Genomic DNA, 15,217 nt, shown 5'->3' on the forward strand with positions numbered 1-15,217 from the left:
AACCATTAGAATATAATTCATAAGGCAAAGTCTGTTTAGACTTATGAAATTCACTCGTCGTGTTGAAAAATGGTCCGGTTCTCCTACTCGAACCGGACCCTAATTCTCACATTAATGTATATCTATATTCCAGAAGATCATTTAATACGGCAATCTGTTCTAATAATTTTTTGCCGATGTTGGTCTCTAAAACCTTTTTCCGCCTAAGTTCACGATCCACAAGCCTTTTAACAGATAATACATCCGTGCCTTTCAGAAGCACATCTTCTTTTGATGTAAATCGTTGATGCGCCACGAGCTGCATACCATACGAATTATAGAGGAGCGTATAGCCGGCTATTCCGGTCTTCGATTGGTACGCCTTTGAAAAGCCGCCATCAATCACAATCATCTTGCCATTTGCTTTAATCGGGTTCTCTCCATTAATTTCCTCAACTGGTGTATGACCATTGATAATATGACCCTCATCAGGGTCCAGATCAAATTCACTAAGTATCTTGCGGCATGTTTCCTCACGCTCACGCAGCTGATAATATGGATTCTTTTGTTCAACATGGGTTTCCTTATTCTCGATGAAATACCGTTCAAACGTTGTCATCTCTTTCTTCCCAAAGAGCGAAGAATTTTCGCCCGTCCATAAATACCACACCATATCGGTCGCAAAGTCATCCGACACTTCTGGGTGCGCGCAACTGTACCGCAAATAATTTTCAAATAAATCGAGCAGCCCTTTTCCAGAGTATGCCTTTCCCATAATCATCATTTTCTTCATGCTGCCGTCTTCATTTAACGGAATACAGCCGTGAATGAGCAGATTCCCATTGTATTTCAGATAAAGGCTGCCGTTCCCGATCAAAAAATTCATATGTCTGGCCAGCTTCTCAGAATGCTGAATGGAGAATAGCAATTTCTCAATAACCTGTTCTTCCTCTTTCATGAGCTGTTCAGGATGATCAGGATTAACCGTTGCAAAACATGTATTTTTTAACGCATAGGTTTTGCCATTAAGGCTAATGGTCTGGCGTGTATAATTAATTTTTTCAAGCAACGAACGATGAGCCATCTTGAAATCAGGACACCGCTTGATGATCGGCATTTCCAGCTTAAACTGAATCATTGAAATTGCTTGATGAATTTTCGTGATCTGCAGCTTTTCATTTTCCGAAATACGAGCATCTGAGTTAAGTTTCGGACGAAAAGCAGGATTGTCATCGTAGTATTTTTCCGCAAGATTCAATAGAGGAATCAGATTGATACCATAAACATCCTCGATGATGTCGAGGTTATTGTATCTAGCGCAAATGCGGATAATATTGGCTAAGCACACTTTTGATCCGGCATAGGCACCGATCCAAAGCACATCATGATTGCCCCATTGCAGATCAACCGAATGGTAGTTCATCAGCGTATCCATGATTTTTTCCGGATGTGAGCCGCGGTCGAAAATATCCCCAACGACATGGAGATGATCGACGACCAGTCTTTGAATCGTATACGCAAGACCTGTAATCAGCTTGCTGGCCTGGCCAAGTGAAATGATACGGTTGATGATTTTCGTATAGTATTCCTTTTTGTTCGTCAATTCATCGGTTTTGTATAAAAGCTCTTCAATGATATAAACAAATTGCTCAGGTAACGCCTTGCGCACTTTTGAACGCGTGTATTTAGAAGAGGAAAAAGCAGTCAATTTGATCATGCGTTCAATGGTTTTCACATACCACTGATTTAACAGCTGTGTGCTTTCAAATGTCTTTTTGACCAATTGCAGCTTTTCTTCAGGATAATAGACGAGCGTGGCAAATTCATTGAACTCATTCTGCGACAGTTCTTCCTTAAACAAATCTTTGATCTTTTCTTTAACATTCCCGGAACCGTTCCTTAAGACATGTTGAAAAGCGTGGTATTCCCCATGCAAATCACTTACAAAATGCTCCGTTCCCTTCGGCAAGTTCAATATCGCCTCAAGGTTGATGATTTCCGTCGCGACTTTTTCTTCACAATCGTATTTCTCTGCAAGTAAATCCAGATACTTTGTGTCCATGCGCATCCCCTTAACCCGATGGATTGTCAATTTCCAGCAGTTATTCATGTAAACGATTGCAATTAATTGATAAAAAAGTTTTACTCAATTGATTAGAATCAACAAACCTATCATTTTTTAGCTCTATATGTTTTCTTATGAACAATAACGCATTAAGTATAACACAAATAACGTTTTTTCTTATATAATGTTTACCTATATTTTTAATTGTGCCATCATATTTATATACATTATGGAAAAGGATACGAATTGAGAAAAACGTCACATACGTGTAACAGATGATCTGGTCATAAATAAGAGTTCGGAACTATACTTTATTTAGGGTATCACTTATACTTATGTAAGCGATACCAACGATCAAGAAGGAGATGAGTGAAAATGGTTAACTGGTTACGTACAAGTAAGACAGCATCCTTTGTATTATTAGTCTTACGCGTTTGGTTAGGCTGGCAGTGGTTGAAGGATGGTTTTGAAAAAGTCTTCGGCGCTAAACCGTTCGATGCTTCGGGTTATTTAAAGGGAGTCATTGCCAATCCGGTTAAAGGGCCCGATCACAACGTGCTTTACGGCCCATATAACGCTTTCATTCAACACATTGCCTTACCCGGATCAGGATTCTTTAGTTTCTTGGTCAAATGGGGAGAATTGCTCTGCGGCTTAGGTTTGCTTCTTGGTACATTGACAACAGCCGCCGTATTTTTCGCCTTACTCATGAACTTTATGTATTTATTCGCCGGTACTGTATCAAGTAACCCGCTCTATATTCTCGTTGGTGGAATCATTCTTTTTGCCGGATTTAATGCAGGTAAATGGGGCGGAGACTACTGGCTGATCCCATGGCTTCGTCAAGCATTTGGCAAGAAGATTGGAAAAGAGACAGTTAATTACAACCGTGGGCAATAACATTTTTACTGATGTTTTCGTTAAAAAAGTATATTTGCAATAAAAAGGCTGCACATCAATCATTTCTGACTGGTGTGCAGCTTTGCTTTACATAACTTTTTGCTTATCCTGGAAGATTACTTTCATGGAATGTGCGATTTTAATCACAATGGTACATTCAACATCTTGCGATGATTTAACAAAGTTGAATTTCCGGAAGATTCACAGGTATTTATTAGTGAAAATTAATTTCCTTCAACTCCTGAGTAATACAGTGAACTATTGGGTTTCTTGACAAAAGAAAAGGTTATTGAAACAATAGATATAGGCTTTTTCCCATAATTTACGTTGAAAATTATTTTTTTCCGCGTTTTTTCTTTTAATAAAAAATCCTCTTTCCACCCTTTTAATTATCTAATTTCCATTTGCTGCAATACTGCGGCAATTGTTACCTTATGACTAATTTTCAGGAGGCGATGAATTAGATCGGCCAGACTTATGCGAATGTCTCGAAAACCTGGAGGTAAGACAATGACAGAAAACCTGAACAATCCACATCGATGGCTGGAAATGTTTTTAAAATCAATTTTATCGTTTATCGGCGTTGCAATCCTTGCGATCGGAGCGATGCTTTGCAAGGAAGGAAATGTCGGGCTTGATCCGTTTACCGCGCTCAATATCGGCGTATCCGGCAAAATACATCTGAGCCTAGGCACATATCAGTTGCTTACCAACGTGTTTATTATAATATTTGTCATCCTGCTTGATCGGAAAAAAATTGGAATCGGCACGATTATCAATATGGTGTTCGCCGGTTTTATGATTGATTGGTTCTCAGCATTTTATAATACGGTCTTTCATTATCATCTAACATTCCTGACAGGAATTGCAAATGGAATTTTGGGGTTGCTCTTGTTTACACTTGGCACGTCGCTCTACATGACTGCAAACCTTGGTGTTGCCCCATATGATGCGCTTGCGCCGATCGCTTCCAATCGACTGCATATTAAATATAAATATTGCCGTATGATACAGGATATCGGATTTATGATTGCCGCACTAATCATGGGCGGTCCGATCGGCCTTGCCACGATCATTATTTCATTCTTCGCAGGCCCATTAATTACATTTTGGGATAACCATGTCAGTGATAATTTAGTAAACACGCTTGTCGAATTCAGCAAGAACCCTTCAAGCAGAAAAATTGGACATGGGTTCGATATCGCTGGAAAGTCCACCTATAATCTTGTTAAACACAGCTATAATCATACGGTTGAAATCCAGGAAAAGCTGTCCCACTATTCAGACCAGCAACTGCAACAGAAAGAAAAACAGATACGCCGAACATTAAAAGACGCAAGAATCGTGCTTAAGAACTCGATCATTCAATACGGTATGGTCAAAAAGGAAGAGCGCCGGCGAGAAAGAGCAGAGAATCATGAAAGCTACGAAAAAAAGTAAGGGAATAATGCAGTAATCAAGAATACACGCAGTTGTACGTTGAACTGAATTGGAGGATGACGTCTCATCGAAAGGAGATTTTTCTACATGAAAGCACTTGTACTGACAAAGAAAGAACATTTGAAACTTCAGGAACTTCCGGATGTGCCCTTAAAAAGTCATGAAATCAAAGTGAAGGTGAACTATGTTGGGGTTTGTGGAACCGATAAGCACCTCTATCAGGGTTTGCCAGGCTCCGGAGAGGCAAACATGCCGGTCGTCCTGGGACATGAAATTTCCGGAGTGGTTAAGCAATTAGGATCTGAAGTCAACAGTCCTCTAAAAATTGGGGACAGAGTTGCCATAGACCCGAACATTCCATGCGGGTTCTGCCAATACTGTCAGGAAGGGCGGCCTCAACTTTGTGAACATAATCAGGCGGTCGGCGTGACCCGCCACGGAGGCATGGCTGAGTTCGTAAATGTTCCCGAGTCAAACGTATTCAGGATTCCGGACAGCCTCAGCCTGAAAGCGGCAGCAATGGTTGAACCGGTCAGTTGCGCGGTACACGGACTTGATGAGCTGATTGTGAAACCCCACTACACCGCACTCGTTATTGGCAACGGTTTTATTGGCCAGATTTTCACTGCTATTCTTGCGAAAAGTGGTTTAAAAAAGGTTGATGTCAGCGGCCGCAATCCTAAAAAAGTTGATTTATTGAGAAAGATCGGAGCAACCGAAGTCTTCAATCCCGAAAAAGAGCAGCATGATGAAACTTATGATATCGTCATAGAATGTGTCGGCTATACAGGCACACAGGAGCAAGCAATCGCTTCCGCGCGCAGAGGCGGCCAGATACTCATGTTCGGTGTTTCAGGGCCCGACGATCTCATTAAGATCAATTCCTATGATATCTTTTTTAAGGAATTAACGATCAAAGGGGCATTTATCAACCCCCATGCAATGCTGGACGCGATTCAACTTATGGCTGAAAAACGATTGGATGTCGAGCCGCTGATTACGCATGAAATGAGACTTGAAGACATTCCCGATGTTCTGGGCGGAACTATTGACTATAAAATCACAAAAGCTGTTATCCGAATGGATTAACAGTCTGTGATCTGATTCCCGAGTAAACGCGGTGTTTCTCACCTGTTGTTTTTTCATAGAACAAAGAAGCTGCACATCAACCATTCCGAATGATGTGCAGCTTCTCTTTTACATAGATTTAATTATTCACTGCTTGTTTGTCTTGGTCCATATCCCTCATGGATTGAGCAACTTTAATCATCATGGCACATTCAACGCGCTTGCGGAAGATGTCACAGCTGAATTCAAAGTTTCCATTAAGAGAACCTGTCGCGTGAAGTGAGTTTGCGGGACAGCCGCCACTGCAATAGAGCTTTGCCCAGCAATCTTTGCATTCCGGCTTGGAATAACAGTTGGTTTCTTTAAATTGATCCTGCAGTTCCGGCGTTTTGATCCCATCCCATATGTTGCCCATACTATAGGCTTCATCACCAACAAATTGGTGGCAAGGATAAAGCTCGCCCCAGGGAGTGACCGCAAGATATTCGGTACCTGATCCACAACCGGAGATTCGCTTATGAATGCATGGACCTTCGGACAAATCAAGCATGTAATGGTAGAAAATAAAGCCTCTGCCCTCTTCCTCACGCTTCAGCATTTCTTTGGCTAGAATCTCATACTGATTATAGATTTCAGGAAGGTCCTCTTCCTTCAATGCATAAGGTTCCTTTGGATCACAGATAACTGGTTCCATCGAAAGCCGATCAAAGCCAAGGTCTGCCATATGGAATATATCATTCGTGAAATCTACATTGTTATGTGTGAACGTTCCGCGGACATAATACTCCTTGTCCCCACGCTTTTTAACGAAGTTCTGGAACTTCCGAACGATGTAATCGTAACTGCCTTTTCCGGTAATCGTTTTGCGCAGATGATCATGAACTTCCTTCCGTCCATCAAGGCTTAGAACAACATTGTGCATTTCTTTATTCAGAAAATCGATAACCTCATCATTAAGCAGCATCCCATTCGTCGTGAGCGTAAATCGGAAATGCTTGTTGCACTCCTCTTCTTTGCTTCGCGCATAGGCTACAAGCTGTTTTACCACTTTCCAGTCCATCAAAGGCTCTCCGCCAAAAAAATCGACATCAAGGTTTCGATGAAAGCCGCAATTCTCAAGCAAAAAGTCAATCGCTCTTTTTCCCACTTCATAACTCATGATCGCACGATCACCATGGTACTTGCCTTGACTGGCAAAACAGTATTCACAGGAGAGATTGCAGGTATGTGCAACATTTAAACAGAGCGCTTTTGTATAGGTCTTGCGTTTCTTCAAGTCAAATGAAAGATCTTTGAAAGCATCCTCTGTAAAGAGCTGCCCATCTTTTTTCAGTTTATCAACATCGGCAATCGTTTCACGAATGCTCTCTTCTGTAACATCCTCTTGATCCGCATATTTATCCAGCATCATCGAAACAATCTTGTCAGGTGCAGTTTCTTCAAAAAGTGCAATGACATCATAAGCAAGATCATCGACAACATGCACTGCTCCACTATAGGTGTCGAGCACAATATTGTATCCATTTAATTTATATTGATGAATCATAACTTGCAATCAGACTCCTTCTTCCAAAAAATTGCCGCCCATCTGCATCAGGCAGTTGGGCGGTACAGTCCTGTTTCTTACACGACAAGGTACATTTCAGCACGTTTTAGTATAAGGACAGTTTAAAGGGAACTAACCAAAGACTTACCAGTCGGCAAGTTTACTTTAGCGGTTCGTTGGATCGGCACACTTCTGATTAGCAACACCGCAAGATGTTTTGCAGGCTGACTGGCAGGAAGTCTGACATTCACCGTGTCCGCCATGATTTGCGGATTCTCTCAGGTTCATTGTGTTCAGCGTTACGATTCTTTTCATCATACACGACCCCTTTTTACAACATATTTTAGAAAAATAATCGTTCATGATTCTTTGTTTGCATCCATTATCCGATCATGTTCGCAATACCAGGTTTCATTTTGTCCTGAACATCCATCAGAGCAAACGTAAAGAAAACCTACTTTGCTCATTATACAAAAAGGAATCGATCCTTACTGTGATGTTTGACATAGAAAAAACAGAGGAAAAGAAAAATCACACGATTCAAATCGCCAAACTTTGTTGGTTTGAAATTTATTCGATAATATCTCTGTATAAATAAAGCTGCTTAACCGGCAAGTTTTGTGAACTTTTGTCTCTAAAAAGCTATTTTACCTATTCATTTGTCCTGCGCACTTTCCCTAACTATGAATATGATGAATTAATACGTGATAAGGAGGGGGATCAAGATGACTGATTCTTGCCACCCGAAGAGAGATTCTAGCTTTGCTTTAATCGTTGTGTTGTTTATTCTTTTGATTATTGTCGGTACTGCATTCTGCTATTAATGCCACTCCATCGTTAGCACCCATGCGCTTCACCACACCTCATCAATACGCTTAATTAGAGAGCACCTAGCACCAGGTGCTCTTTTATCGATGAATTTTTATTAATCCGTACCTTCCTAACTAACTCCCAACTTATATATGCAGGAAGAGTTTTCATGGTTAAGAAATGATTATTTTTATGAGTGTCATGTATCGCTTGCTTAGGTAAGTTTTTGAGAAATGAACACATTTCCTATTAGGTGAATATCCTGTTCATTGCAAAGGAGGAATGCACTGATGGATCAAAATGCCAATCAATTTTATGATTATCGAAATGTGCCCAACAACTACCCAATGCAAGGAAGTTCAAACATGAGCCCTGATAACAAGGAGATCAAAGCAATAAGCGAGAAATACTTACACCATTATGTTATCGGACATTTGACAGACGGAAGAGTCATTGAAGGGATCATTTTAGACGTGGATAATGATTCTGTTACCATTCTTGTTGTTGAAAGAGATGAAACCCAAAAAGAAGATGACAGCAGACAAATGGGGCGTTTTCCTGGATTTTTCCGTTTCACTCCCTTTAGATTCCCGTTTCGATTTTTCAGACGCCCATTCTTTTTCCCTTTTATCTTTCCTTTTTTCTGGATCTAATGAAACAATGTATTGCCCCGCTCATGCGGGTTTTTTTTATTCACCCAAGTTCTAGAAGCTTCCCGCTACTGGATTTTTACCGAGCCGCACAGGTATTGTATTACTTTGCAAACAGTTGAATATCATCTGAAATTTTGCAGAAAAATCGTGCTTTTTTCACCTTGCATTAATTGGGCAATTTAATCATTCCGCATTCATCCCAATACTCATATACTGCATAATCACGTGATGAGGAGGTGTTCGCATATGAGTTCTCCTGATGGTGGCGGATATAGTGGCGGCTACGGATCTGGCAGCGGCTTTGCATTAGTTGTTGTTCTTTTCATTCTTTTGATCATCGTTGGCACCGCATTCTGCTATTAATGCCTTGTCTTTCTGTCAGCACCCATACATTACCTCTACAGCACCTCATCAATTAAAGGGCACCTAACACCCGGGTGCCCTTTTTATTGATCAGATCACTTGTAACAAAGAAAAAGCACCAACTGAGGTGCTCTGACAACCATTACTTAAATGATTTATTGTATAATACGGTTACTTTTTTCTGAGAAGTTCTTCCCGCTTTTTTAGTGTATGCTACAAGTCGAATGATATCCTGACAACATTGTTTTGCTCCAAACACTAGCAGCGGTACGCCGATAAAATCTATTTTTAGCCATCTGGAAAGTAACCCACCCATTGTCATCGCAAATGGAACAGTTGGTGATGTGTTAGAGAAAATAATTTTTTCACTGCCATCATATTTCTCTTGTAACAGTAAACTTAAATTATTTAGAGCCGGGAGCAAGTGTTTTGAAGCACCACGTCCAACTGTATAAACTGAATTCCCATCATCATCGATGCCATGAAAAACAATTTTACCCATATCTGAAGAGTTTAATTTATTGAAATAAGGCGTAGCTAAAATTTCTTCTTTGGTTAATTTATGGTCTGTAGATAATTTTTTAAGATGATAAGCCGCAGCTAATGCAGTAGTATGTGTCCCACCAAAATCATTATATATGTAAATCACAGGATCATCCTTTTTTAATTTGATGTCATCCCAATAATTGTTACCATTTCACCATGCAATTATCCAAGTGTTAATACCAAACACTGCAAATGGTTTTTTTCAACAAATTTTCTATCTCAACATCGTGATCACAACTGTAGAATTTAATTTATGAAATTATCAAAGTTAGCAAGTAGTCACTAGGATCGGTTTTTTATAATTTAATGTTTAATTTGAGTTTGCTCGTATCCTATATATTCAAATATCCATAATTTATATAATGTTCTAAATATTTAAGTCGCATAAGTCGAATACCATTCAAGTTTTCTTAACTTAAGTCCAACTTCCTCTCCATTGTTCACGGAGCCAATCCAGCTTATATTAGATTTATCAAAGGGATTTTTGAATTGAAAAATCTGGGGGGATCCAATATGAACAGATTAAATATTGGAAAAACAATTTTACAGTTAAGAAAAGAGAAAAACATTACCCAAGAACAATTAGCCATTATGGTTGGTGTTTCGGCAGGAGCAGTCAGCAAATGGGAAACAGGAAATTCAACACCAGATATTTCATTGCTAGCCCCCTTGGCCCGTGCATTAAATACATCCCTAGACATCTTATTGTCCTTTCAGCAGGAACTTTCTGAAACAGAGATTGCCAATATCAAACAGAAATTAACAGAAGAATTTCTACTTGAAGGTTATGCCGTTGGAGAAGCAAAATGTCAAGAGTACCTAAATGAGTATCCCAACAGTATTCATTTAAAATTTACTGTTGCCAGTTTGCTCCAAATGTATTTGATGATGTCGAATGAGTGTTCTGAAGAACTTATTAAAGCGAGGATGTATCATTCCTTAGCCTTGTTCCAACAAGTAGTTGAAAGTAGAGAACCGAAATATGCACCACTAGCGTTGTTTTCCGTCGCCAATATTCAGATGATATTAGAGAACTATGAAGAGAGTGAAAAAGCACTTAAGGAGCTTCCACAGTCACCGATAAATCCCATGACTTTGTACCCAACCCTTTTTCTAAAGCAGGGTAAGACCAAGGAGGCGATAATTCTTTGCAACAGGATGTTAATGCAGGATGTAAACCAAAATTATCTTACGCTAACTACACTGGCAAACATTTCAAAAACAGAACAGAATTATGATAAGGCATTCTTCTATCTAGATGCCGTTTATAAGATGCAGAATCTATTTGGAACGGGGTTACATTCAGCAGCATACAACTACTGTCAATTACACATAGAAACCGGTAATATGGAGGAGGCGGCCAAATGGTTCCAAACATATGTGGAGGGACTGCTCTCTTCAGGTTATGATTATCAGGGCAACCCTTATTTTGAGAATTATGACTTGGAAGTAAATCCAATAGGACAGAAGATAATAAGAAAAAAAATGATCGATTCACTGATAGATGATGATAGTTTAAAACTGTTAGCTGGAATTCCCGAGTATGAAAAAGCGATTAAAGAATTAAAAAATACCGTTGCTAAAATGTAAAGAATCAACGTATTGTATAATCAGTTAAATTAATTTATTCTTTTTTTTAATACCACAACTGTCCAAGAAAATGGATTTAATTCAATATTAAAGTTTAGTAGTTTTTTGATCTCTTACATTTAGTTGTTCTGATGCCGGATCGCTTGACATGTAGCCATAGAAATCCCTCCAATAAAATAAAAAATGGCACAAATCAAGCACATAAACGCTCAAACAGTGTCCTCAGGCTTTCCTATCTTGGACAATTATTTTTTACTTTTAATTACAAACCACGGATACCAAAATGCTCCAACTATATTCACAACAATAATAGCTAAGACTATTCCAAGAATATAACCAAACCTACTATTTCCAAATAAATAGTACGGTACAGGCCAAACAAAAATAATCATGATGATAAGATTAACAAGATAAGCGATCTTATGATGTGCTTGAAAGTATTCTCTCGATTTTTTCAATGACAGCACTCTCTTTCGCTATTTTGAGTTCTAAAACACTTCCCCTTCGTTAGACTTAATTTTAGCAATTTTTCCCTTTGCTGTCTCGATAATATCTCCATTGTACGAAAAAGGCACTGAACGGCATTAATGCGCGATCAGTGTCCTCAGGCTTTCCTATATTGAACAAGTATTTAATTACTAATAATACTAAGAATGATCACTAATACCGTGCTTATAACTACACATGATATTAAAAAATAACCAAGGATCCGAATAGGCTTCGGCAGTGTCTTCATTTCGATTTTTTCTAGTCTACCGCCCTCAATTTTGTCGAGATGATCAATCACATCATTGAAGGGTTCCTTATCTTTTTCGAGCATCGCGATCACCCTTAACTTATTATTATTTTGTGTCCATTCCATTACTTAGTGTACTCAGGTTTCTTGGACAACTATTTATTCATTTAGATCTGATTTTTCTCCCTTATAAACTGCAATCTTGTTTGTCGTTGCAAATACCCAAAGAACGTAATTACCCTTTTTCATAAACGTTCACGTTACCTGCTTGATTCTTTTTCCCCCATCCCCTCAAAGCTATTCTATACCTCAGTGGAAGTCCATTTTCCTCTTGCGTATTTCCCCGATGTAATACAATGATTTCTCTCCCTGTTCTGTCTAAATAAACACAACAGAAGTAACAAAAAGAAGCAACCCAATAGAAATGACTAGGGCCTTATTTATATACCAAGGCAATATACTTAGTAAACCTAATACAACAAATTCAATGATGAAGCCAATAATCCCATCACTAAATGTTCCTGAATTAATATCACTGGAAAAGTGCTTCTCGTGATAAGATTTGCTGTAAAGTAGACCTACAATTGTAATAACTATGCCTAATAGCATTATTATAATTTTAATAACCATACTTCAATTCTCCAATCATGAATCCAATACCTGCAACAGAAATAGTTATTGCTAAGAGTACCAACATAATCTTAATAAAAAGTTCAAAACAGGCTTTTTCCCTCAGACATTTATCCCTTACACTCTTGTGCTAGGTCTCATATGATGTTTTATCACGTGGCAAAGGAGGTGCTCATTTATGGGTTATTCTAATGGTGGGTACGGCGGATACGGTGGCTTTGATTGTGCAAAAAGTTTCGCCCTGATCGTCGTATTGTTTATTCTGTTGATTATTGTTGGGGCAACGTTCTGCTATTAATCTAGCCGCCGCATTCTTCGGCATCTATTAGTCACTCCTTTGAGTCAGGGCACCTTGCACCAGGTGTCCTTTTTTCATTTCAGAACAGCTATCCCTGATAAAATTCTGTCTGCACTTCCTATTATGAGAAACTACCGTCAATAAGTAGCGTGCCATTTTCTCTATCTTCGAACTCTTTCAAGATGCCTTCATTTATGACAAACTTCTCCTCATCCCTGATGAATATCAGAGAGTTTTTCAAAAGCATAATCACAGGAAACTTCTTTCAGCACTTCCAGATCCGTATCATCGGATAAATATTTCACATCGCTTTTAACCGCTTCTGTTTTTGTGGCTGCTGGATCAAGCCATAATACGGTTCATAAAATTCAAAGTATTGCACAGGACTATGCATCCCATACAACGCAATTGGATTGCATGGAGGTCCTGAGAGCAAGATTGTTTGCTTAATCGGCAATTCTGCCCTCATCTAATAAATCAAACTGATTTCGCTCATATACAAACGGCTTGATTGCCCCTTTGACATAAGCATCCATATTATATACTTCAGAATCGTCGTAAAAGCATTTCGCTCAATAAGATATTTTTTTTAAAATACAAAACGCCCAAAACCATTGATTCACAAGGTTTTGAGCGTTTTTCTATTAGTGTCCCAGAAGGGATTCGAACCCATGACCCACGGCTTAGAAGGCCGTTGCTCTATCCAGCTGAGCTACTGGGACAAAATAATAATTATGACGACCTTTATTATTTTAGAGAATGAAAATACATCTGTCAATGGTTGATCTTAAATAACTTTTGTTTCGCTTCTTTTTCATAAAACACTCTCAATACCAACAGTTTCGCATTTGTTACGAATATCGCATATAGAAACCGTTTACATTGATTTATGATAAGATATATCTGTAAATATTATTTGGGGGATGATGAACGTGACTGTGGAACCCGAAACAATAAAAGCATATCTTGAAAATCCAATCAAGGCAATTGAGGATGCCAAAAATAATGTGTACACAGAGACAGACATCCAAGTGATGATTGATGATGTTTACAAACAGCTGGATCCTTCGTATAAAAACCTGGGACCCTATCAGAAATTGATTTTCGGATGGTCAATGAATGCGCCAAAGATGCTGATGTCGCAAAACTATCTGGATGAAGTGATTAAGCCCTTTATTAAAAAGGTAAACTCGGAATTAAACTGGCAGCTAAGAACGCCTGCTGACTTTATGAAATAAGGACAGCTTACCGTATCTGGTTCATTAACCTTTCACTCGTGTGGGGGTCTATTACTTCATATTTTTAGATAGGATCAATCTTTGAAAAATCAAGTTAAATTAAATGGTTTCTGCTCTATAAAGATACTACTTCCGCCAGTACTAATATACTGGCGGTTTTATCATCTTCGTCGTTTAACTTTCACTTGTCCTTTATCAGACTTTTTGCTCAAAAGGGGTTGACTGAACAACTGGTCGTACTATAATGGGCATTACAAAAATTTTTTAAAAATAGAAAAAGAAGGCGTAAGGATGTTGTTTACAAAGGATGATTTATCAGAACAGTTGTACCACGCATTAAGCAAACGCGAACCGCTTGCATGGAAGGATGCTGATCACTCGGAATTGACTCCGGAACTCGCCTATAACGTGCAGCATGCGTTTAATCAAAAGAAAGGCGAAGCTGTGAAAGGCTACAAGATCAGTCTGACAAGCAAACAAACTCAAGACATGTTTCATTCTGATTCACCGCTCTATGGCCAGATTGTTGCCTCTAGCCTATTGAAAGACAATGCAGAGGTTGAGCTTGCTTCTCTCAACGAACCTCTACTGGAACTTGAATTGGAGTTCACTGCCTTGGAAGACTTGTCTCCGGAAGATGATGAACAGGCTTTGCTTGAAAAGACCGAAGTGGCTCCAGGCATCGAAGTTCCTGATTCACGCTTCAAAGACTGGTTCCCAACATTACCGCTTGAACTTGTAATCTCCGATAGCGCTGTCTGTGGCCGCGTAGTTGTCGGCAAGGCAGCCCAAAAGCCATTCGTAGAAGAATTGGCAGATGTTCACTCATCCGTCACGTTGAACGGTGAACCATTAACTTCGGGCGTTTCCTCCGAGGTGCTCGGCAACCCGCTTCATGCTCTGAAATGGCTCGTTCAACGTCTTGCCCAGGAAGGAAAGACGTTAACTAAAGGAACTACGGTATCAACCGGAACCTTCTGCTTGCCAAAGAAATTGACCAAAGGAACCTATGTCGCAACCTTCGACCATCAATTGGGCAGCGTCACGGTTCATGTAAAATAAATCAATTAATAAAAAGGCCGGATCTCTCTTTCAGGGATTCGGCCTTTTACTTATGCTTTGACTAAGACAGAAAGTTATCTATCTAGCTTTTAACTCTTAAAAGTTCGTCTAGTAAGTAACTACTTCCAGGTAAGAACAAGATGAGTGAAAAAATCACAAACACTATTCCAATAATGAATAGCAAGATAACTATTTTGACAAATCGAGAAACATCTTTTCTCGTTAATCCTATTACAATAAGCAAAATACCTGTAACAAACATCAACATGTACCAAAATCCCATTTGAATTACC

15 protein-coding genes and 1 tRNA gene are annotated in these 15,217 nt (G+C 39.2%); 10 read left to right on the forward strand and 6 right to left on the reverse strand.

Going from position 1 to position 15,217, the window contains the following annotated elements; genetic code table 11:
* Positions 1-106: 106 nt before the first annotated feature.
* Entirely contained in the window at positions 107-2,041 is a 1,935-nt protein-coding gene (locus tag P343_RS20750) for a fructose-bisphosphatase class III (RefSeq protein WP_023508613.1), read from the reverse strand.
* A gap of 378 nt (positions 2,042-2,419) precedes the next feature.
* On the opposite strand from P343_RS20750, the gene P343_RS20755 reads away from it, so the two are divergent.
* From P343_RS20755 to P343_RS20765, 3 genes are all read left to right on the forward strand, one after another.
* Positions 2,420-2,944: a DoxX family membrane protein gene (locus P343_RS20755; protein ID WP_023508614.1), complete on the forward strand. Its 525-nt coding sequence runs from the start codon at positions 2,420-2,422 to the stop codon at positions 2,942-2,944.
* Between the two features lie 510 nt (positions 2,945-3,454).
* Positions 3,455-4,384: a YczE/YyaS/YitT family protein gene (locus P343_RS20760; RefSeq protein ID WP_023508615.1), complete on the forward strand. Its 930-nt coding sequence runs from the start codon at positions 3,455-3,457 to the stop codon at positions 4,382-4,384.
* Between the two features lie 87 nt (positions 4,385-4,471).
* Positions 4,472-5,473, forward strand: a complete 1,002-nt coding sequence (locus P343_RS20765) for a zinc-dependent alcohol dehydrogenase family protein (RefSeq protein ID WP_023508616.1) — start codon at positions 4,472-4,474, stop codon at positions 5,471-5,473.
* A 118-nt stretch (positions 5,474-5,591) separates the two neighbouring features.
* Here P343_RS20765 and scfB read toward each other — a convergent pair whose 3' ends face one another.
* Together scfB and scfA are read right to left on the reverse strand one after the other, a co-directional pair.
* A complete protein-coding gene (gene scfB, locus P343_RS20770; RefSeq protein WP_031263531.1) occupies positions 5,592-6,998 on the reverse strand; it encodes a thioether cross-link-forming SCIFF peptide maturase in 1,407 nt (468 codons plus the stop codon).
* A 165-nt stretch (positions 6,999-7,163) separates the two neighbouring features.
* Entirely contained in the window at positions 7,164-7,313 is a 150-nt protein-coding gene (gene scfA / locus P343_RS20775) for a six-cysteine ranthipeptide SCIFF (protein ID WP_037593772.1), read from the reverse strand.
* Positions 7,314-7,723: 410 nt separating this feature from the next.
* On the opposite strand from scfA, the gene P343_RS36575 reads away from it, so the two are divergent.
* The 3 genes from P343_RS36575 to P343_RS36580 all read left to right on the forward strand — a co-directional run bounded on the left by P343_RS36575 (position 7,724) and on the right by P343_RS36580 (position 8,824).
* Positions 7,724-7,822 carry a YjcZ family sporulation protein gene (locus P343_RS36575; RefSeq protein ID WP_023508619.1) on the forward strand — a complete coding sequence of 33 codons (99 nt, stop codon included), beginning with the start codon at positions 7,724-7,726 and terminating at the stop codon, positions 7,820-7,822.
* 276 nt (positions 7,823-8,098) lie between these two features.
* The gene (locus tag P343_RS20780; protein ID WP_023508620.1) at positions 8,099-8,461 is read left to right on the forward strand and encodes a hypothetical protein; all 363 of its coding nucleotides are present in this window, start codon (positions 8,099-8,101) and stop codon (positions 8,459-8,461) included.
* Between the two features lie 246 nt (positions 8,462-8,707).
* Positions 8,708-8,824, forward strand: a complete 117-nt coding sequence (locus P343_RS36580) for a YjcZ family sporulation protein (protein WP_023508621.1) — start codon at positions 8,708-8,710, stop codon at positions 8,822-8,824.
* A 142-nt stretch (positions 8,825-8,966) separates the two neighbouring features.
* Here the strand turns inward: P343_RS36580 and P343_RS20785 are convergent, their stop codons facing one another.
* Positions 8,967-9,473, reverse strand: a complete 507-nt coding sequence (locus tag P343_RS20785) for a DUF3189 family protein (RefSeq protein ID WP_023508622.1) — start codon at positions 9,471-9,473, stop codon at positions 8,967-8,969.
* Between the two features lie 410 nt (positions 9,474-9,883).
* Between P343_RS20785 and P343_RS20790 the strand changes: the two genes are divergently transcribed.
* Complete coding sequence (locus tag P343_RS20790; RefSeq protein ID WP_023508623.1) at positions 9,884-10,960, forward strand: helix-turn-helix domain-containing protein; 1,077 nt, start codon at positions 9,884-9,886, stop codon at positions 10,958-10,960.
* A gap of 1,544 nt (positions 10,961-12,504) precedes the next feature.
* Complete coding sequence (locus P343_RS36585; protein ID WP_023508627.1) at positions 12,505-12,624, forward strand: YjcZ family sporulation protein; 120 nt, start codon at positions 12,505-12,507, stop codon at positions 12,622-12,624.
* Between the two features lie 301 nt (positions 12,625-12,925).
* Here the strand turns inward: P343_RS36585 and P343_RS37025 are convergent, their stop codons facing one another.
* Together P343_RS37025 and P343_RS20815 are read right to left on the reverse strand one after the other, a co-directional pair.
* On the reverse strand, positions 12,926-13,081 hold the full coding sequence (locus tag P343_RS37025; RefSeq protein WP_023508629.1) for a hypothetical protein: 156 nt from the start codon (positions 13,079-13,081) through the stop codon (positions 12,926-12,928).
* 191 nt (positions 13,082-13,272) lie between these two features.
* Positions 13,273-13,346 (reverse strand) — tRNA-Arg (locus P343_RS20815).
* Between the two features lie 210 nt (positions 13,347-13,556).
* On the opposite strand from P343_RS20815, the gene P343_RS20820 reads away from it, so the two are divergent.
* Positions 13,557-13,862 carry a hypothetical protein gene (locus P343_RS20820; protein WP_023508631.1) on the forward strand — a complete coding sequence of 102 codons (306 nt, stop codon included), beginning with the start codon at positions 13,557-13,559 and terminating at the stop codon, positions 13,860-13,862.
* Positions 13,863-14,153: 291 nt separating this feature from the next.
* Positions 14,154-14,924, forward strand: a complete 771-nt coding sequence (locus tag P343_RS20825; RefSeq protein ID WP_023508632.1) for a 2-keto-4-pentenoate hydratase — start codon at positions 14,154-14,156, stop codon at positions 14,922-14,924.
* Positions 14,925-15,217 lie beyond the last annotated feature (293 nt).

This window comes from Sporolactobacillus laevolacticus DSM 442 (assembly GCF_000497245.1).
Taxonomy (GTDB): domain Bacteria; phylum Bacillota; class Bacilli; order Bacillales; family Sporolactobacillaceae; genus Sporolactobacillus; species Sporolactobacillus laevolacticus.